This window comes from Dermatophilus sp. B7861-1 (assembly GCF_058996045.1).
Genome location: NZ_CM180082.1, coordinates 1,487,386 through 1,507,173, shown reverse-complemented (window position 1 = coordinate 1,507,173; position 19,788 = coordinate 1,487,386). Strand labels below are relative to the sequence as shown.

Below are 19,788 nucleotides of genomic sequence, written 5' to 3'. Positions count from 1 at the left end.
AAATTATTGAAGCTTCTAATAAAGGTAGGTGATCGCAGATAGGTGGACGCTGCGTTTCTTTAATGGGTGTCGAATTTTCTAAATTCCGCACGTGGAACCGATATGCCAATGAGATAATCGCCCCAGGTGAACAGCAAGGAAGGAGTATTTTGAAGTTTTTAATATTTGAAGTCTGGAATGACAGGATCGTGTAACAGAATTTTCCAGTCCACATTAAGGAGCAAAATATGGACAAGATTCGATCTTTTTTCACCGCCCTTATTGGCGCCCCGTGGCTTCAATCATTCTTCACTCTCGTGAGTTCTTTTTTATCTAGTCGTCGAGATTTAAGTAAAAGTAAAAATAAAGAAAATGGAAGCAATCAGCAAAGTGCAACGACTTATGGAAGTGGATCTCCAGTAACTCAGGTGGTAAATCAAAATACATTAAACTTTTATCGCAATAAAGAATCGGTAGAAGTAGTCAGAAGAGAGTACTTTGTCTCCTCGGGGACTACGTCAGGAGGGCAAGAATTTCTAGTTCCGGTGGTATGTGCTGTCGCATTAGTGGTAGCTTCCGTTTATTTAATCGCGAAGCATCTGGCTGTTATTGAGTACTCCTTAATTATCGTCGCCTGTATTGTTACTTTCAGCATTCTTCTTACTTTCTGGGTATGGCCTCAAGGGGTACCTGGAGTCACGAGATTGCGTGTCTTGACAGGCATGATCGGTGCAGTAAGCTTCTATGAGCTTAGTCAGTTTTCTGTGGTAATTTCCGGTGAACCCACCCTCGTGGAGATAGGTAAATCCATAGAAGGACTCAGTGCTCCTGATGCTATTGCGAAAGTTTCTCAACTCTTATTCAATATGGAAAATTCCCCATTTACTGGATTTTTGTTGTATGAGACACGTTTAGGTGGGCTAGTATTCCTACTTATCGTATTAATTAATTGTGTATCGCGAATTCTCGGCGCGGCTCTGATTGAGGTTTCCTATCACATGGAAAGCCCTGCATATGTCATTATTCGACTAGGGGAATGGATGATGGGAAATTCCTCAATATCTAGGTTCTTTATCCAGGGGATTGTGGCGATCGGGGTATCTCTAGCTATAGCTAATATAAGCTACCTTGCCGAAATACACAATCATTTTTCGTGTGTGGAAAATTTAAATATCCCCATGCTTTGTAAAAGATGACTCGATGCCTATGTCTGGGTAGCTATATGGGTGTAGGTACCCAGGCATAGTTTTAATCAAAACTGCCGCCAATAGGTACTACTGATGGTTTTTAAGAGTCAGATCTATTGTATCATTAGGTTAATTTTTATGATTATTTAATAATGAAAGTAATTTCAATTCACTTATGCTATTAAGTTCTTAATCTTAGATTTTCAAGTAGTGAGGAGTACCTGGGTGATGAGCAGCAGCCCACCAAAACTGAGCACGAAAACAACCATTGGCCACACGAACCGCACCCAGTGTGAGAACGAAATGTCAAGCATCTGCAAGGTGGCCATCACCAGCCCCGTTGGGGCGAGGAAAAGCATCGCGTACTGCCCCCACTGGTAGGCGCACACAATGATCCACCGGTCGATACCGACGGTGTCTCCCAGCGGCGCCATGATCGGCATCGCCAGCACTGCCAGCCCCGACGAAGAAGGCACCACAAACCCGAGAAAGAAAAACACGAACAGCATCGCCACGATAAAAAGTGGCCCATTCATGCCATGCACCAAATTCGATGCAGCATCGAGCATCGTGTCAGAGATGAGCCCGTTGTTCATGACGAGGTTGATACCCCGGGCCAGCCCAATAATGAGTGACACCCCCACCAGGCTGGAAGCCCCCGCAGTAAAGCTGTCAACGAGTTGTTTTTCAGTGAGTCGGTGCGGGCCAGTAGCAGCCAGAAACATGATGCCGATCGTGATGGCTAAGAAAGACGCCGCCATCTCTGGGAACCACCAGCCGCCCACCATCACGCCCCACACCATGAGCGGGAAAGGAACCACAAACAATACGAGAATGATTTTGCGGCGCCACTCAAAAACCACATGGCTACCGTCACCGGTTTCTAACTGCCAACGCGCCGCGAATTTTTCTCGGTCTGCGTACGTGTATGACGAGGTCGGGTCGATTTTAATTTTGCGGGCGTACCACCATAGATAAGAAATCACAGCTACCGCACCAGCTGCGCATCCGAAAGCTCGCCACCAGATCCCCTCCGTGAATTGAGTTCCAGCGGCATTAGAGGCAATAACAACAGAGAACGGATTAATGGTAGAGAAAGTAGTTCCCATTGATCCAGCAAGAAAGATCGCACCGACGCAGATGATGGCGTCATAGCCCATAGCGATGAAAATAGGTACGAGAATCGGGTAAAACGCGACAGCTTCTTCCTCAAGACCACACGACGTCCCACCCAACACCATCAAAACCGAAACTGTTGATACGAGAAGAAACTCACGCCCTTTGGTGCGTTGTGTGAGGGCGATCAGGCCAGCATCGAACGCTCCGGTTGCTTTCACTACGCCAATGAGACCACCGAGAATAAGGATGAACACGATGATGTCAGCTGCTTCGACGGTGCCATTAACCATGCTGGTTGTGATATCGGCGAGACTGGCTGGTTTTTGTTCTAGCCGTTCATAGGTGTGAGGGATGGAAACAGGTTTAGTGATCTCGCCGTCGGTGAATTTACTGACGTCAATTTTCACACCGAGCTTGTCAAGAGAGTTTTGGGTAGCAGGCAGGGATGTTTTTTGCCCTTGGGGTGAAGTGACAGCCAATGATTGGGATGGCTGATCGTATGTGAGCTTGGCGTAGGAGCCGGCGGGAACGATCCAGGTAGCAGCGACAGCCAAAAGCGTGAGCAGGAAAAGAATTGTGAAGGCAGATGGGAAAGACCATCGGCGGCCAAGCTTTGTGGTGGTCTGCGTGTCGTCTACTGCTGGGCTTGTCATCCTCGATCTCCCTACGTCGCAGCCAAAGTTGCTACAGCCAGACTCAGCTTAGAGCGATCAAGAAGACCATGACAGGGAAATGTTGTGAGCAACATAAGATTTCACATATGACGTTGGGTGAGCATCGCGGCGCCGGATGCGTCAAAGAGAGCGACGGTTGCCCTGTGTGATGTGCATGCTGGGGGGAAGAAGGGAATATCGGCGAATCGCAGCCATAGTGTTGACTAGTGGGGCGCTAACGCGTGTAGCGGTGAATTTTCTGCACAAGGAAGTGATCTTTTGCCTGAAGGCATTATTCGAGAAATACGCCCGCCTTCATCAGTAATACTGTATGAAATGATGCAAAATGTTGCCGGATGCATGATACTTTCGGGGATCCAATTCACTGCGGGGGCGTATGGATTTTCTGGAAAGTATTATAATGTCGCAATATATGCGATTGCTGCAACAGTTGCCTTATGTGCCTGTGAATTAATTCTTATATATCGCCGATACAAACATTTTTGGCGAATGAGAGTGTATTCAAATCACATTGAATACTCGACGGGAAACTGGATCAAGAAAACTGCACTAGTGAGAAACGCCAAGATTCTTTCAGTAAAGATGGAGGAAGGCCCTGTTCTGCGCAAGCTCTCGTTACGCCAGGTGAGCTTCGTAACCCTTGGGCAGATTCCTCAGCCTCCGGCACTAGGAGAAAAAGACTCTGAATTCTTAATGTCAATGTTTTTGAACTCAGAGCATTCCTTAACCTAAATTAAGGAATGCTGGCAAGTAAGGGATAAAACTTTCGATGGATAGATGTGTTCAACGTCGTCCACCTGTCCTATATATCCTGGCAGGACTTTTGCGTGCCATCCCGGCGGCATCAGGTGCGGTTTTTGTGGCGGTCGGTGTGAGTTTCGGAAGTATTCACCTTCCGGGCCCAGCCGTTATGTATCAAATTCTAGCTGCTCTTGTTGTTATCACGTGTTTTTTGGAGCCGTTCTACAATTATTTTTTCGTAGAACTAATAATCTCTTCGGGGGAGATCACTCGACGCCATGGTATTTTCAATCGCACCTCACAGGCCGTGTTGCGTGAAAATATTGACACGATCCAAAGTGAGGTCACCTGGGATCTCAAAATATTCCACTTGCAAAAAATAACAATTGCGGTTAAGGGAGAAAAAGAAGCGAGCATAACCTTTCCTGCGATATCTGCGAAAGATGCGGTGCTGCATGATGCGCTGAGGCAGTATCGGGAAAAATCACAACAACCTCAATTGCCTTCTGATGAAAGTAAAGAATCTGCAGCTGTTGCCTTTACGCCAGGCGCACAAGAATTAGTAGCCACGGGTGTAAATAGCATAGTATTAATTGCCATCATTGGCGTGGGGCTGGGTAACTCTTTCCATGAACTGACTCAACAAGCCATGCAGTATGGCCTCATCGAGTCAACCTCAATGCGCATGCTGCTGCCCTCTATGGGATTATTTATTATCCTCGGATTAGCCGTACGGGTGTATATAACCTACGGGGGGTTAGGTATATTGATCGATAAACACGGAAAAGTTACCTTCTCGTCCGGGTGTATTGAAAAAGTAAGCATGACTGTTTCGCGAGAAAACATTTGCGGTATGCAACTACAAAGAACTTTGGCTGATGTTCTCCTAGGGACAGTTCAGATAACAGGTTTTACTGGGCGAGTAGAGAGTCAAGATCAGCGATCACTTCAGTGTCCTTCAATCCGTCTCGACGTGGTGGCTGAGCTGTGCTCTTTACTGGCCCCAAAGCTAGAAAGTCACGTGCTTAATTCCGCTAAAAAGCCACAATGGTTTTCTTCCCTTCTGCTAGTATTAGTAGCGGCGATTTTAGTTAGCCTCATGCTTTCCCAGCAAGGAGCATTGATACGTATCTTTTCTTTTCTACTGACTATCGTGGCGGGTGACCTAATCCTGCGCATCACTACGGCTCGCTGGAAAGAGCTTGATGATGACTGGATCTTATGGTCCTCACAAGGGTTGCGATCCAGGAAAGTAGTGCTGCCTAAATCCTCTCTAGCTTCGGTTGTTGATTACCGGCATGTGTTGTTGCCGATAGGCGTGCAGGCATCAACATTCTTCGCTGCGCGGAGGCTCCGCTTTTATTGCATTATTTTTAGAAAAAATCTCATCAGCAAAGGGGTTCCGCATGGCTGTGTTACTGGTTAATGTAGGTCTGCTATCGGCGCTTTTTATCCAGTACTGCATTGGCAGGTTTTTTCCTGCGGTATTCATATGGGTCATTCCTGCGGTTTCTTTTGTGTGGCTCTTGTGGGGGCTCTTGCAGATACCAGAGCCAATATTGTTCAACTATGTCGCGGTAGTAGGTGCTCCCGTGCTCTTCGGTACGACAGGGCTTAAAGGCGTAAAGGCGCGGAAAAAACAACCGACCTGCAGTGCCGCGCCTATCGAGAACTGAAAAGTGCGGCTCTCCTTCCCGGGGTAAGGATGGGGGAGAGCCGCACTCGTGATAACTAATACGCCTACCTAAATCAGGGGATAGCAGGGGCGGCATATGGCTCATGCGCCCGGTTGGCCACATCAGTGCTACGAGTTAAACGCAGCAAAATAACAACAGCCAACACGTTCATGGCGACAGAAACCAACGTGCCAACAAAAGACCCCGTTGTCGATTCAGTAACAACGCTCGCGCTGGCCGTTCCAGCTAAACCAGAGCCGATACCAACAATCATGTTGTTCACCGTGTGTAGTGCCACCGCCGCTTCCAAACCACCCGTACGCCACGTGAGATAAACGCAAGCAATCGCTGTTCCCCCAAGATCAACCAAAATCCAGAAATCTGTTGCTCCATGAGCTACAGCGAAAGTAACCGTGCTCACTGCTCCTGCAATAAACAAAGCCACCCGCGGATCCTTGAACCAAGAACCAACATTTTGCATCATCCACCCACGGAAGAAATACTCCTCGCCAGCTGCCTGAAGAGGCGTGATAAAAATCGCGATAAAAATAATTCCCAACAAATTCGGTTCAGGGTGGCTGCCCTCAGGAGCAGTTAAAAACTGCTCTACACCGATATAGACAACCCAAACCGGGAGGAGGGTAACAATGCAACGCAATGCCCACCTCCAACGGAACCGCCCAGTAACTGAATGAACCAAAGCAGCGCATCCCTTGTTTCCAAACCGTACGGCAATCAGAACACAAGGAATAAGTGCCGCAAGGACCAGATCAAAAGAAATCATAGAGAAAAATGTGATCTCATTTGACCCGGGCTCCCATGTCTTCAGCTGTCTTTGAAGGCCCTCTGGTCCACCAAAAATCAACGCCAAAAGAAGAGAAAAAAAGATAAGAGCGACAAAGCTTATAGTGATGGTTACTGTGATGATTGAAAAAGATACTAACGGTCGCCACCACTTATGGTTAGAGATATTCAATAAATGTTGATACTCCGCCCCAACGGGCGGGAGACGGTGAAGATCACCCTGCGGGACGCGGCCAGCGTTGACAGGTGAAGAACCACACACACTGGACTGTGACGCAGAAGGCGTCGATGACTGCTGTTCCATCTCTTAAGAATGCCTACCCACCAGACTGTTCCACGCTGGTCAAACCCAGTTTTTCACTCTCCGCTGATCATGAGATCCACCACGTGTCAAAACCATCTCCAGCCAGCCATGGCACTTACCCCACACAAACGAATCAGCAAGCAAGTTCCACAGTCACTCCCCAAAAAAATGCCCACAGAATTCCATGAAAGAAAAGTTTTACCCAACGAAGCAAAACACGAACAGCCCGTGAAACGTGCACGCATTTTTCACACACTTCTCCGACCAACCCGGGGGAGTAGCAGCAATATGAGAAATACAGCAGTCCCCTATGATGATCCGGATCGGTGACCACCCCAAGGCGGTCTGCAGGAACCCGGTGCGAACCCGGGGCTGACGCGCAACGGTATGGCGGACCACCCCGACCGAGCCCGACACTGTCCGATCTGTTTGTAGTTCCGCGCGATACAACGGACAACGAAGAGGACAAAGAGTGCCGCACACTCCCGTGAAAACCGCACCCAACACAGCCGAGACCACCCTCACCCATCTCCTGCAAAAAGCTGGGCGCACTAACCCCGCCTGGACCTGGGGAGAATCCGTGAACGTCGCCTGCACACCCTCGCCAGAAACAGAGGCCCGCTCAGCAACCAGCATGACCGATCCGGATGTGGCACGAACCGTTATCGAAGAACACGCAGCTTCACGCGGTATTCCCCCCAACCGTCATGCCGCCTCTCTTGTTTTCCAGCGTTACTGCCACCGCTGGTGCGCAATCACTTCGTGGGCATGGGCACTAACCGGCTGCGTCCTAGACGTATCCGCAGAACACTGCGCAACAACATTCGACAACGGCTCACCCGTAGCAATCTGGATTGACCACCTACAAGGCGCAGAAACAGACAGCACAACGCTAGTCGATGTTGTTTTCGAACAGCACCTCATGCCCATCGCCTACACGTTCCGCGATGTCGCCCGGTTCTCGATAGCAAACGCCCGCGGAAACGCTGCCGCCTCACTCGCTGCCGGATTCCGGTTCGCCTCAACAACCCTTCCCGCTGAAAAAGTGCTCGACCTAGCCGAATCGGTGTTCACCCACCCCGCGCTCCAACGCTCCGGGACCTTCCGGGTAATCAACGACAGCCTTAACAGTCGGGTGTTCTTCGACCGGAACACGTGCTGCCACTGGGACACCGTCCCCGACGGACAGCTGTGTTCATGGTGCTCCAAACGAACGCACGAAGACCGGACCGCGCAATTCACTGAAGCTCTCGCTGCGCAATAGCGCCCCATAGCCTCTGCAGATCACCAGCGCCGCGCAATGCGCGCAATCAACACCTCAGGCACAAAGAGCGGCGAAGATGTCGGGAGCTGACCCTGCTGCAACTACCCGACCATGCGAGAGCACAACACCTCGGTCGGCGAACGCTTCAGCTTCAGAGAAGTCAGTTGCGGACGTGACGATCGCGGCGCCACGATCACGCAGCTCACAGAAAAACTGCCACATGTCACTGCAATCCTCGGAAGCTAAGCCACTGGTGGGCTCATCAAAAATAAGCAGGCTAGGGCGGCCGATACACGCCAGCGCTACGGCAAGGCGTCGCCGCCATTGCCCCGCAAGTTCCTCCACTGGGCAGTTTCGGTAGGGGCTTAGCCCCAACCGGTCGACGATCGTGGCTACCGATCCTGGGTCGCGGTAGAGAGCTTCAGTTGAGCGGATAACCTCTCGTACTTTCAGCCCTGTAGGTAGGCGTGATTTTTGTTGCTGTATTCCTACGTGGAGCCGAGCTTTGAAAGAAGTAGCGGGGATGTTGCCGTGGACGAGTGCTTGGCCGCAGTCTGGGCTGCGTAGTCCGGCCAGGATTTCCATAGTGGTTGTTTTGCCGGCACCGTTGGGGCCTACGAGCGTCAGGATTTCCCCTGGTGTCACATGCAGAGACAGATCATCGACTGCGATGACAGAGCCGTAAGTTTTGCGGATCGAGCGAAGCTCGCCGGCAGCTGTGGTGTTCGCTCTCATTTGCTCAGATTGACAGCAGTGTTGTTGAGCAGCAACGTCCCACGTCGTCTCGTGGTGGAGGCGCCTGTTAATAGTTGGTCACATTCGGGGGTGTCTGTGCGTGTTTGTGCAGCAGGAACCCACACCGTGTCCCGTTTGGTTTGCGTGTCCACCGTGCTGCGAGGCGTCTACGCTGCCCTTTAACGCATTCTCTTGCAGCAAAGGATTTCGCACATGTCTAGCGAACACCCCTCCACTGCGGCTTCACCGTCTGCTTCGGCTGGGACGATGAATAGCCGCCACCTCGTGATGATGAGTTTGGGGTCAGCTATCGGCGCAGGCCTTTTTGTTGGGTCGGGCGCCGGGATCACTGCGGCAGGCCCAGCGGTTCTTGTTTCTTATCTCGCGGCTGGGATTGTCGTCATGCTCATCATGCGGATGCTTGGCGAGATGGTGGCGGAGAACCCATCCAGTGGGGCGTTTTCTGTGTATGCCGAGCGGGCTTTAGGGCCAGCGGTGGGTTTCGCGATGGGGTGGCTGTGGTGGCTGCAGTTGGTTGTTGTGATCGCTGCGGAAGCGACAGCGGCAGCGCAGATCCTTGTCGGTATCTGGGGTGGGGTTCCGCAGTGGGCGTTGGCGTTGATTTTCATGGTGTTGTTCACGCTGATCAACCTGACCGGGGCGAAGAATTTCGGTGAGTTCGAGTTCTGGTTTGCTCTGGTGAAGGTGGGCGCTGTGATCGCCTTCTTGTTGATCGGGGTGGCGTTGCTGGTGGGGTTGCTGCCGGTTCCTTCGCCCGGGCTGACTAATTTGACCGCGCATGGCGGGTTCGCTCCGCAAGGCTTGGGCGGTATCACTGCTGGTTTGTTGGTGGTGATTTTCGCGTTCGGTGGTATCGAGATCGTCGCGGTTGCTGCTGCGGACTCGGATGACCCTTCTGCCAACATTGCTCGCGCTATGCACACGATTTTGTGGCGGATCCTCGCGTTCTACATGGGGTCTGTGGCGATCATGGTGTTGGTGCTGCCGTGGAATAGCCCTGATTTGGCGGGCACACCGTTCGTAGCTGTTCTTGATCACGCTGGGCTTCCCGCGGCGGCTTTGATCATGGGTTTGATTGTTGTCATTGCACTGTTGAGTGCGTTGAACGCCAACCTTTATGGCGCTTCACGCATGATCCATTCGTTGGCTGAGCGCGGGTATGCCCCGCAGCGGTTGACACGGATTAACAACCGTGGCGTTCCGGTGGCTGCTGTGTTTGTGTCGGTGGCGTTCGGGTTCGTGGCCGTGTTCTTGAACTACGTGTGGGCAGAGAAGATCTTGTTGATTCTTCTCAACATCGTTGGTGCCACCATCATCGTCACGTGGGCCGTGACGATCTGCAGCCACATCGTGCTGCGCCGCCAACTGGAAAAAGAAGGCAAACGGCCACGGTTGCCGATGTGGTGTTTCCCGTGGCTGTCGTATGCGGCGTTGGTGGCATTGGCTGGGGTTGTGGTGTTGGGGATGTCGGCACCAGATGTGCGGGTGCAGTTCCTCGGCACTGCTGCGGCGATGGCCGTGCTGGTTGGGGTTGGGGTGGTGTTCACCCGCAACCGTGCCCGAGAAAACGCGTGAATCGCTGTCTCCTCTAGGGGTGGGGCAGTAAGAGCCCCGGGGGAGAGGTAAACGATGTGGCGGTGCCCAGTTGGGTGCCGCCACACCGCTATTACCTAGCTCAGGGGGGGATCGGGTGCGGCAGGCACGGCGATGACGCTGGGAGCACGTAATCTTTCCCCATGCAGGTGCAGCGTTTCCTCACTCCCGGATCTGACACCGAAACAGCCCTCGAGGCTGGGCGTGACATCCGTACTGTTCTTCGACGCGGGGAGCACGGCGAACTCGCTCTCCCGCCGCACCGGGACCCCATTGCCGTTATCGAAAAAACCCACTCCACTCGCATCGCTGACCTTATTGGCGTGCGTGTGGCGCGGATGACCCAATCTGTTTACGCGTATTTCCGCGGCACAGTTGATGTCATGACCGGGGACCTTGCCGCAGGTCCACGCACTGGCGTGCACATCGTCATCGACGCCGACGCTCACCTGGGAAACTTCGGCCTCTACGCCTCCCCGGAGCGCCGAATTGTTTTCGACCTCAATGACTTCGACGAAGCAGGCGTAGGTCCGTGGGAATGGGACATTAAACGTCTAGCCACATCCCTGGCGCTGGTGCAGCGCTCCAAAGGCGTCCCTGCCGAAATCATCAACGACGACATCGTGGCCCTTGTCACCACCTACGCAACCTACCTGCGCACCCTGGTCGAAGCCCGCGCCACCGACCGCTACTTCGCCTCCGTTGATGCCGGATGGTTCAGCTCCGGCGGTACACGCGTACTTAACAAAACCGTCGAGAAAGCCCGCCAACGCACCTCCGAGCAAGCCCTAGACCGCATCGGCATGCGGCACGAAGAATCGGGCCGCCTCGTCCTTAAAGCAGACCCGCCCCTGCTCATCCCGCGCAGCGAGAAAGGCCTAGCCAACGCTGCCCGCCGTTTCGAGGACTACCGCTACACCCTGCTCACCGACCGGGCACTGCTGCTTTCCCAATACCGCGTCAATGACGCCGCCCGCCGCGTAGTCGGTGTCTCCAGCGTGGGCACGCACTGCTCGATCGTGCTCCTGCAAGGCCCCAACGGCGAGCCGCTGATCCTCCAATCAAAAGAAGCACTGCCATCAGTGCTCGAAACCCAGGCAGGCATCACCCAAGCAGACATGCCAGGCGTGATCACCTGCGGTGCAGACACCGACCAGCGAGACCGCTACTGCCGCCGAGTCACCGAAGGGCAGCGGGTACTGCAAGCCACATCCGACCCGTTCCTTGGCCGCACCGTTGACCCAGATGGCCGTAACCATTACTGGCGGCAATTCCGTGACCACAAAGGCAGCGTCGACCTAGGAAAAGCAACACCGCACGAAGTGCGCATGTACAGCGCACTGTGTGCCCAGCTGCTAGCCCGCGCCCACGCGCAAAGCCCAGACGCAGCAGCCGCCTCAGGATATTTGGGTGGCTCGGGCGGCGGATTCACGCACGCAATAGCCGCGTGGGCTGCCGCCTACGCAGACGTCATCGAGGGTGACTTCCGCGTGTTCACTGAAGCGGTCAACGATGGCCAGTTCCCCCTCACGGAAGAAAACCCCGCCTAGGGTGTGTGCTCGCTGGCCGCGTCAGGCGTTCAAAGCCGCGCGGCGAGCGAACAGCGCATCCATCGCCGTGCTCACAGCTTTCTCCGCGCGGCGGATGTCATCTGTTGCTTCGTTAACGGACTGATGCACAGACAAATCAGTAAAGATGTTGTCGAACCAGATATCCACCGCCCGATCAAACTGGGAAACCACGGCCCCATCCACCTCAGGAAGCCCCGCATCATCCAGATCCCGAGAGAAACGCTCACACGCCGAAGCCGCAACCCGCAGATGTGCCACAGTTTTATCGAGGGCATCGTGTTTAACCAGCGAAGAAACCATCCCGCCACCAGCGAAGGTGTCCCATGTAGACCACTCCTGCGCCGCACTCAAAGAATCCCGAGCCCGCGCCAACGCCTCCTGCGCAACCTCCCCGGACTCCAATGCCTCATCAATTCCGCGGCACTCCCGCAACCGCACAAGTTCACGGGTCGCGCTCTCTGCCCGCGCAGCCACAGCCGAATCATTACGCCCAGCCTCCACCACCGCGGCAAGTGCTTTCTCATATGCAGCTTCAGAGTCACCAAGAGCTTCCAACTGACTCTTCACGGACTGCTCCTCACGCAACAACCGCCCCAACTCTTCCCGAGCAGCGTTGATGCGGTATCGGGCGCGCTCAGCCTCAGCCTTTTCCTTACTCAGATCCGAAGCATGCGTACCCCGCAACGAAGAAATCACATGCGCAAACGAAACACGCTCTAACCGCTTCACAGCACGTTCCTCACCCTGCAGCTGCAGCCGCGCTGCGACAACATTCCCTTCCGCTTCGGTGATGCGCTCAGCTAACGCGCTACGCCGACGACGGAGCAGATCGCTCTCAGCCTTGGCAGCCACGGCCGCGTCCAACGATGCGAGGACGTCTGAGGTCATACACCCAGCATGCCTTCTCAAAGGCAGGCAGAAAAGGACAGACATGTACAGATACGCATCATTTACAACTCCAAACGCCGCCCACTCCACGAACGAGTAAGCCAACGGTCGTGACTAGCGATCACCACCGCGCCCGGATAGTCAGGAAGATGCCTCTCAATAGCGCTGGCCAACGCCAACGACAAATGATTAGTCGGCTCATCCAGGACAAGCAGATCAGGCCGAGAAGCTAACACCACCGCTAAAGCCAAACGACGACGCTGCCCCACACTCAACGACCCCACCGGTCGTGAAAAGTCCCGCGGCTCCACAAGCCCGAAAACACTCAACGGCGTAGCCTCAGCCCGCTGCTCACCCACCATGGAGACGTAAAGCAACTCCACAGCACACCCCGGGTCAAGATCGACCTCCTGCGCCAAAACCCCAATCGTCACCGACCGCGCAATCGTCACAGTTCCGCTATCTGGCTGCAGCTTGCCAGAAAGCAAACCCAACAACGTCGACTTACCAGCACCATTAGGGCCAGTAACCAACAAACGATCACTACGCCCCACACTGACAGACACCGGCCCCACCCGGTCACTAACCGCAGCCTCAGACAACGCCACCAACACCGAGGGAACAGGGTGCCCATCATGAGCCCCCACACTCAACCCCTGAAACTCAAGATCTACCGGAGGTTTACGCACCTGAGAGCGCTGCAACTGCTCAAACCGGCGAGAAAAATCATTAACCCGGCGAGAAACCACACTCGCATTACGGTCGGCATAAAACTTCTTCGCCGACCGCGCCTCAGTACGCGGACCAGCCCCAGCATGCCCAACCGTGCGATTGTCACGAACACTACGTTCCAGCTCTTTCAACTGAGCCTGTTCAGTCTCGTACTGTTTCTGCCACCGCTGGCGCTCATCCTGCCTGGCCTGAAGATAATCAGTGAACGTACCGCCATAACGCCTCACACCAATCCCGCTAGTCGGCCCATCCGCAGCGATCGAACTGACCAAAGCACTCGGCTGCGGGGCAGGATCCACATCAACAATCCCGGTAGCGACGGCATCCATAAAAGCCCGGTCATGGCTAGCGAAAAGCACCGGCCCAGGCCAATCAACCAACGACGAGACAAGAAACCCAATACCGCTTTCATCTAAATGATTCGTCGGCTCATCCAACAGCAAAATGTCCGGGCGGCTCAGCAACAGCCACGCCAACGAAAGCCGGGCACGCTGACCCCCAGAAAGCTCACCGGCGCGGCGCCGCCAACTCACCCCCGCAAGCCCCACCCCATCAAGAACAACCTGGGCGCGATGATCCAGATTCCACACATCATGACCAGTGGCTGCCTCTAACGCCCGGTCATACCGTTCACTAGCGCCGTGCGGGTCGTGTTCAAGAGCAACCGTGGCCTCTTCGAACTCGCGCAAAACAGCCAAAGGAACAACACACGCCTGCTCAACCACCTGAGCCACAGTGTCACTCAAAGCGTAGGCAGGCTGCTGCCACAACAGCCCTACACGGCCCGGGGCCTGCACGGAGCCACAATCAGCAGGCTCAACCCCTGCAGCGATACGCAGCAGCGTCGACTTACCGGTGCCGTTCTCACCGATCAGCGCTAAACGTTCACCCTGACTAACCGTCAAAGTGATGTCAGTCAGAACACGACGATCGGGGTAAGACTTACTGATCCCATCAAGACGCAGATGTGCGCCGCGGGACAAAAACGCAGAGGGAGTAATAGATGGCATGCAGAAACCTCGAAGTCACAAAAGATGGATAGGACAACGGGTTTCACTGCTTCATGCCCCCAAACTAACAACACAGCACGGCCCTGTCTGGGCATCAACAAAAATGACAAGAAAATAGCCACCGACCCCACACCTGAAGCATCAGCCTCATCGCACACCAAACCTCAAAGCTAGGGTGGTGCCCAAACACGGCGCCACCAAGCACCCCCCTCAGTGCCCCAACCAGCGCCACCACCCAACCCAACAAAGAAGGACACCACCACGTGAGCACCAAACCCATCAAAGTCGCCGTCGCTGGCGCCTCCGGACGCATGGGATCGACCGTCTGCGACGCAGTCACCGCTGCACCCGACATGGAACTCATCGCCCGCTACGACGCAGGCGACAGCCTCGACACCCTCCACAACGCCGACGTCCTCGTCGACTTCACCATCCCCGACGCATCCCCCAGCATCGTCCGCGCCGCCATCGACGCAGACGTCCACGTCGTTGTCGGCACCACCGGCTGGAGCGAAGAACGCCTCGACGCTGTCCGCACCCAACTCGCCGACCACCCCAACCTCGGCGTCCTCATCGCACCCAACTTCGCCATCGGCGCCGTACTCATGATGTCATTCGCCCAACAAGCCGCTCGCTTCTACGAATCCGTAGAGATCATCGAACTCCACCACCCCAACAAAGTTGACGCCCCCTCCGGCACCGCAGCCCGCACCGCCTCCCTCATCGGCGCAGCCCGCACTGACGCTGGACTCGGTCCCACCCCCGACGCCACTACACAAGACCCCGACGGCGCTCGCGGTGCCCTTGTTGACGGTGTGCGGGTGCACGCCGTGCGTCAACGTGGCCTCGTCGCCCACCAGGAGGTGCTTTTCGGAGGCGAAGGTGAAGGCCTAACGATCCGCCACGACTCCTATGACCGCATTAGCTTCATGCCCGGGGTTCTTGAAGGTGTACGCGGCGCGGTGAAAACTCCTGGCCTCACCGTCGGCCTGGAGAACTACCTCGGTCTGTAACCCTGCTTAGGAAAGCGCCCTGTCGGCGCCGACAACGCGCAACATGTCGGCGCCGACAGGACGCTTCACATCCGCCTGTAGGAAATGAACGTGCACCCTTGGCCCTCAGTACAGGCGATCTGACGCCACTGGGCTTCATCGATGGGTGGAAACCACGTGTCGCCCTGCGGGCGAGCATGCACCTGCGTCAGATGCACAGTGTCCACAACGACAGGGGAGTCTGGCCCTAACGCTTGCGCATACACCTGCCCACCACCGACCACCGTCATCCGATCTGAACCAGCAAGCTTTACTGCCTCAACCAGTGAACAGGCAGCTTCAGCGCCAGGGGCTGACCAAGAACTGTCCCGTGTGACCACAATGGAACGCCGGCCCGGCAACGCCCGCCCGATGCTTTCGAAAGTGCGCCGACCCATGATCATCGCGCTTCCGGTAGTGATGCGTTTGAAATGGGCCAAGTCCTCAGGCAGATGCCACGGCATAGCACCGTGTGCGCCGATCACCCAGTTTTCGGCGGCCGCGACCACCACACAGATACGCGAATCCGGGGCGATCGGGTCAGGTGCGGGCACAAATGAGGTCACGTGGTCACTCCTCAACAAAGAACAGCGGGGGCAGGAGGTTGGAGCGGCTAGGGCTAGACAGCGATAGGGGCTTTGATACCGGGGTGGGGGTCATAACCAATAAGTTCGATATCGCTGATCTGAAAAGCATCGATCTGGCGAACTTGTGGGTTCAGACGCAGGGTCGGTAGAGGCCGCGGCGTGCGGGAAAGCTGTTCACGGGTTTGTTCCATGTGGTTGCGGTACAGGTGCGCATCCCCAAGAGTGTGCACGAACTCGGCCGCCTTCAAACCAGTGACCTGCGCAACCATGTGTGTCAACAGCGCGTACGAGGCAATGTTGAACGGCACACCCAAAAACACGTCGGCGCTGCGCTGATACAACTGGCAAGACAAGTATTTCGGCTCACCGTCCTCGCCAGCAGAGACATAAAACTGGAACATGGTGTGACACGGAGGTAGCGCCATATCCTCAACCTCAGCGACATTCCACGCCGAAACAATGTGCCGACGGGACCACGGGTTCTGTTGAATCGAAGTGATCACGTTAGCGATCTGGTCGATCGTGCCCCCATCCAGAGAAGGCCAACTACGCCACTGATGCCCGTACACAGGCCCCAAATCACCGTTCTCATCGGCCCATTCATCCCAGATCGTGATGCCATTCTCATGCAGCCAGGTGATATTCGTATCGCCGCGCAGGAACCAGATCAGTTCACCGAAGATGGAACGCAAATGCAGCTTCTTGGTAGTTAATGCCGGAAACCCAGCACGAAGATCGAACCGCATCTGGTGACCGAAAACCGACAATGTTCCGGTTCCGGTGCGGTCACCCCGCTCATTCCCCTCAGCGAGAATCCGTTCCATGAGCTCCCTGTACTGTTGCATCCGGCTAGTCTCGCAGGCCCGCAGCGCCCCCACAGGTAACAGGTGGTTTCACGGGGTTGATGTGTCCACACCGTAAGCGAATTCGCTAACGATTCGAAGCTGCCAGGCTCAGGGGCCATGCATGAAGTTCACGGCTTGCACAAAAAATGTGTACACAAAGCTGTAACGCTGTCACTGCCGCTGCGATGAACCCCGAGAACGTTGCTTTACCCGGACCCCCGAGCGGGTAAAGCAACGTTCTTCCATGTATCCAGCCAAAAACAGCCGCACCCCACCTGCCCCCCAAGACTCCTCGATCTGGCCGCCGCCCTGAAGAACCACGCCACCGCGTGAACACCAACCCCATGGGTCGAGCCGGCGCGCCCCCCTCGAAACCGATAACCTGCCCCTATGTCGTCTGCCATTGCACCCTTTGGTCGTGTCCTGACCGCGATCGTCACTCCGTTCACCGCCGACGGAGCCCTCGACCTCGAATCACTCCGGTCCCTGGCTATATATCTGGCTGACCGCCGCCACGACGGGCTCGTCGTCAACGGCACCACCGGAGAATCCGCAACCACCAGCGACGATGAAAAACGACTCATCCTGCAAACAGTCAAAGACGCCGTCGGGGACCGCATCAAAATCGTTGCCGGCGTAGGCACCAACGACACCGCCCACACCATCAGCCTCGCCCGACAAGCCGCCGAGATCGGTGTCGACGGCGCACTTGTTGTCACGCCCTACTACAACAAACCACCCCAGGCAGGCATCCTCGCCCATTTCCGTGCCGTCGCCGAAGCCACCGACCTACCCATCATGGTGTACGACATCCCTGGTCGTGCCGGCGTCCCCATCACCACCGAAACCCACATCGCCCTGGCTGCCCACCCCAACATCGTCGCTGTCAAAGACGCCAAAGGCGACCTATGGGCCGCAAGCCACGTACAACGCGCCACCGACCTGGCCTGGTACTCCGGCGACGATGGCGCTAACCTGGCACACTTCGCCCAAGGTGCTCACGGTATTGTGGGAGTCACCAGCCACTTCGCGTCAATCGAATACGCCAACATGATCGACGCCCTCGACAACGGCAACCTGCCCCAAGCCATCGACATCCACCGCAAACTCATCCCCGCCGTCGACGCAATCATGGGCACCAGCCAAGGAGCCATCACCGTCAAAGCCGCACTGGCCGAAGCCGGCGTCATCGCCACCGACCACGTGCGCCTACCACTTGCACAACTGACCGATACCCAACGCGACATCGTGCGCCAAGGCCTAAAGGAGGCCCACCTCTCGTGAAATTTCCTATTGACCTGACAGAGCCACCAGCACTGCCCGAGGGAGGACTACGCATCGTCCCCCTCGGCGGGCTCGGCGACATCGGGCGCAACATGACTGTCCTCGAACACGCAGGACGTCTCCTCATCATCGACTGCGGAGTACTTTTCCCCGAAGACGCCCACCCCGGCGTCGACCTCATCCTGCCGGACTTCTCCTACATCGAAGACCGCCTCGACGACGTCGAAGCCATCATCCTCACCCACGGGCACGAGGACCACATCGGCGCAGTCCCATACCTGCTCCGCCTCAAAGAAGACATCCCCCTCATCGGATCCAACCTGACGCTGGCCCTCATCGAAGCCAAACTCAAAGAACACCGGATCACGCCCTACACGATGGACGTCACCGAAGGAGACATCGAAGACCTCGGACCCTTCGAATGCGAATTCATCGCCGTCAACCACTCCATCCCTGACGCCCTAGCCGTTGCAGTACGCACCGACGCAGGCACACTCCTGCACACCGGCGACTTCAAGATGGACCAACTACCCCTCGACGGACGCATCACCGACCTGCGTGCCATGGCCCGCATCGGCGAAGAAGGCATCGACATCGCCCTCGTCGACTCCACCAACGCAGAAGTGCCCGGATTCACGATGCCTGAAAAAGACATCTACCCCGCACTGGAAAACGTGTTCAGCAAAGCCCAACGCCGCATCATCGTCGCCTCCTTTGCCAGCCACGTCCACCGCGTGCAACAAGTCCTCGACGCCGCCGCCGAACACAACCGCAAGGTCGCCCTCATCGGACGATCCATGGTCCGAAACATGGGCATCGCCGCCGAACTGGGCTACCTCAACGTGCCCGACGGCGTGATCGTCGACATGAAAAAAATCGAGGACTACCCCGAACACCAACAACTCCTCATGTGCACCGGTTCGCAGGGAGAACCGATGGCAGCGCTGTCCCGCATGGCCAACGACGAACACCGCATCAAAATCGGCGAAGGCGACACAGTCGTTCTCGCTAGCTCCCTCATCCCCGGCAACGAGAACGCCGTATTCCGGGTAGTTAACGGACTCATCAAACTCGGCGCCGAAGTAGTTCACAAAGGCAACGCCAAAGTGCACACCTCCGGCCACGCCAGCGCCGGAGAACTTCTCTACCTCTACAACATCCTGCGCCCCAAAAACGCCATGCCCGTCCATGGCGAATGGCGGCACCTCCTGGCCAATGGGCGCCTCGCCGCCGCGACCGGTGTCCCCGAAGAACGCGTCGTCCTCGCCGGCGATGGAATCATCGTCGACCTCATAGACGGCAAAGCTAGCGTCACCGGGAAAGTTGACTGCAACTACGTGTACGTCGACGGCTCCTCCGTCGGCGCCACCGACGAAGCACTCCTCAAAGACCGCCAAATCCTGCGCGACGAAGGTTTCATCTCCGCGATCGTCGTCATCGACTCGGCCACCGGGAAAGTCAGCACCGGCCCCGAAGTCATCACCCGAGGATTCGCCGAAGACAACGACGTCTTCAACAAAATCGTCCCCGAAATTTCTGAAGCGGTTGAAAGCGCCTGGGACCGCGGCACCAACGATGCCCACCAACTCCAGCAGGTGGTGCGCCGCACCATCGGCGGATTCGTGGGCGGAAAACTACGCCGCCGCCCAATGATCGTGCCGGTAGTAGTCATCGCCTAACCAGCACCGACCACACCACAGCACCTGTTGGGGCCCGCCCGTCCACACGACGAGCGGGCCCCAA

General features: G+C 55.8%; 16 protein-coding genes and 1 riboswitch. Of the genes, 9 read left to right on the top strand and 7 right to left on the bottom strand.

From position 1 onward, the window contains the following. Positions 1-227: 227 nt before the first annotated feature. Positions 228-1,175 carry a hypothetical protein gene (locus AC2T9U_RS06660; protein ID WP_493695598.1) on the top strand — a complete coding sequence of 316 codons (948 nt, stop codon included), beginning with the start codon at positions 228-230 and terminating at the stop codon, positions 1,173-1,175. Between the two features lie 194 nt (positions 1,176-1,369). Here AC2T9U_RS06660 and AC2T9U_RS06655 read toward each other — a convergent pair whose 3' ends face one another. Continuing rightward, positions 1,370-2,938 carry a YfcC family protein gene (locus tag AC2T9U_RS06655; RefSeq protein ID WP_493695597.1) on the bottom strand — a complete coding sequence of 523 codons (1,569 nt, stop codon included), beginning with the start codon at positions 2,936-2,938 and terminating at the stop codon, positions 1,370-1,372. A 279-nt stretch (positions 2,939-3,217) separates the two neighbouring features. On the opposite strand from AC2T9U_RS06655, the gene AC2T9U_RS06650 reads away from it, so the two are divergent. Both AC2T9U_RS06650 and AC2T9U_RS06645 read left to right on the top strand, forming a co-directional pair. After that, entirely contained in the window at positions 3,218-3,691 is a 474-nt protein-coding gene (locus AC2T9U_RS06650; protein ID WP_493695596.1) for a PH domain-containing protein, read from the top strand. A 37-nt stretch (positions 3,692-3,728) separates the two neighbouring features. Further along, the gene (locus AC2T9U_RS06645) at positions 3,729-5,126 is read left to right on the top strand and encodes a PH domain-containing protein (protein WP_493695595.1); all 1,398 of its coding nucleotides are present in this window, start codon (positions 3,729-3,731) and stop codon (positions 5,124-5,126) included. 323 nt (positions 5,127-5,449) lie between these two features. Here the strand turns inward: AC2T9U_RS06645 and AC2T9U_RS06640 are convergent, their stop codons facing one another. Next, positions 5,450-6,484, bottom strand: a complete 1,035-nt coding sequence (locus AC2T9U_RS06640) for a CPBP family intramembrane glutamic endopeptidase (RefSeq protein ID WP_493695594.1) — start codon at positions 6,482-6,484, stop codon at positions 5,450-5,452. Positions 6,485-6,791: 307 nt separating this feature from the next. Beyond that, positions 6,792-6,923, top strand: a riboswitch (cobalamin riboswitch). A gap of 33 nt (positions 6,924-6,956) precedes the next feature. Between AC2T9U_RS06640 and AC2T9U_RS06635 the strand changes: the two genes are divergently transcribed. Beyond that, positions 6,957-7,748 carry a hypothetical protein gene (locus AC2T9U_RS06635; RefSeq protein ID WP_493695593.1) on the top strand — a complete coding sequence of 264 codons (792 nt, stop codon included), beginning with the start codon at positions 6,957-6,959 and terminating at the stop codon, positions 7,746-7,748. Between the two features lie 54 nt (positions 7,749-7,802). Here the strand turns inward: AC2T9U_RS06635 and AC2T9U_RS06630 are convergent, their stop codons facing one another. Further along, on the bottom strand, positions 7,803-8,483 hold the full coding sequence (locus AC2T9U_RS06630) for an ABC transporter ATP-binding protein (protein WP_493695592.1): 681 nt from the start codon (positions 8,481-8,483) through the stop codon (positions 7,803-7,805). A 213-nt stretch (positions 8,484-8,696) separates the two neighbouring features. Here AC2T9U_RS06630 and AC2T9U_RS06625 point away from each other — a divergent pair, with 213 nt between their 5' ends. Both AC2T9U_RS06625 and AC2T9U_RS06620 read left to right on the top strand, forming a co-directional pair. After that, a complete protein-coding gene (locus AC2T9U_RS06625) occupies positions 8,697-10,079 on the top strand; it encodes an amino acid permease (protein WP_493695591.1) in 1,383 nt (460 codons plus the stop codon). Between the two features lie 161 nt (positions 10,080-10,240). Then, positions 10,241-11,647, top strand: a complete 1,407-nt coding sequence (locus AC2T9U_RS06620; protein ID WP_208303320.1) for a DUF2252 domain-containing protein — start codon at positions 10,241-10,243, stop codon at positions 11,645-11,647. A 21-nt stretch (positions 11,648-11,668) separates the two neighbouring features. Here the strand turns inward: AC2T9U_RS06620 and AC2T9U_RS06615 are convergent, their stop codons facing one another. Beyond that, positions 11,669-12,556, bottom strand: coding sequence for a hypothetical protein (locus tag AC2T9U_RS06615; RefSeq protein ID WP_493695590.1), 888 nt, complete (start codon positions 12,554-12,556; stop codon positions 11,669-11,671). A gap of 62 nt (positions 12,557-12,618) precedes the next feature. After that, positions 12,619-14,298 (bottom strand): ABC-F family ATP-binding cassette domain-containing protein, encoded by a 1,680-nt coding sequence (locus AC2T9U_RS06610; protein WP_493695589.1) that lies wholly within the window; start codon positions 14,296-14,298, stop codon positions 12,619-12,621. 311 nt (positions 14,299-14,609) lie between these two features. Here AC2T9U_RS06610 and dapB point away from each other — a divergent pair, with 311 nt between their 5' ends. Next, entirely contained in the window at positions 14,610-15,311 is a 702-nt protein-coding gene (gene dapB / locus AC2T9U_RS06605) for a 4-hydroxy-tetrahydrodipicolinate reductase (protein ID WP_208304378.1), read from the top strand. Positions 15,312-15,376: 65 nt separating this feature from the next. Here dapB and AC2T9U_RS06600 read toward each other — a convergent pair whose 3' ends face one another. Continuing rightward, on the bottom strand, positions 15,377-15,895 hold the full coding sequence (locus AC2T9U_RS06600) for a dihydrofolate reductase (protein ID WP_493695588.1): 519 nt from the start codon (positions 15,893-15,895) through the stop codon (positions 15,377-15,379). Between the two features lie 53 nt (positions 15,896-15,948). Continuing rightward, positions 15,949-16,761: a thymidylate synthase gene (locus AC2T9U_RS06595; protein ID WP_493695587.1), complete on the bottom strand. Its 813-nt coding sequence runs from the start codon at positions 16,759-16,761 to the stop codon at positions 15,949-15,951. A 390-nt stretch (positions 16,762-17,151) separates the two neighbouring features. Between AC2T9U_RS06595 and dapA the strand changes: the two genes are divergently transcribed. Then, a complete protein-coding gene (gene dapA / locus AC2T9U_RS06590; protein WP_493695586.1) occupies positions 17,152-18,045 on the top strand; it encodes a 4-hydroxy-tetrahydrodipicolinate synthase in 894 nt (297 codons plus the stop codon). Next, positions 18,042-19,724 (top strand): ribonuclease J, encoded by a 1,683-nt coding sequence (locus AC2T9U_RS06585; protein WP_493695585.1) that lies wholly within the window; start codon positions 18,042-18,044, stop codon positions 19,722-19,724. Before dapA ends, AC2T9U_RS06585 begins: the two co-directional genes overlap by 4 nt. Positions 19,725-19,788 lie beyond the last annotated feature (64 nt).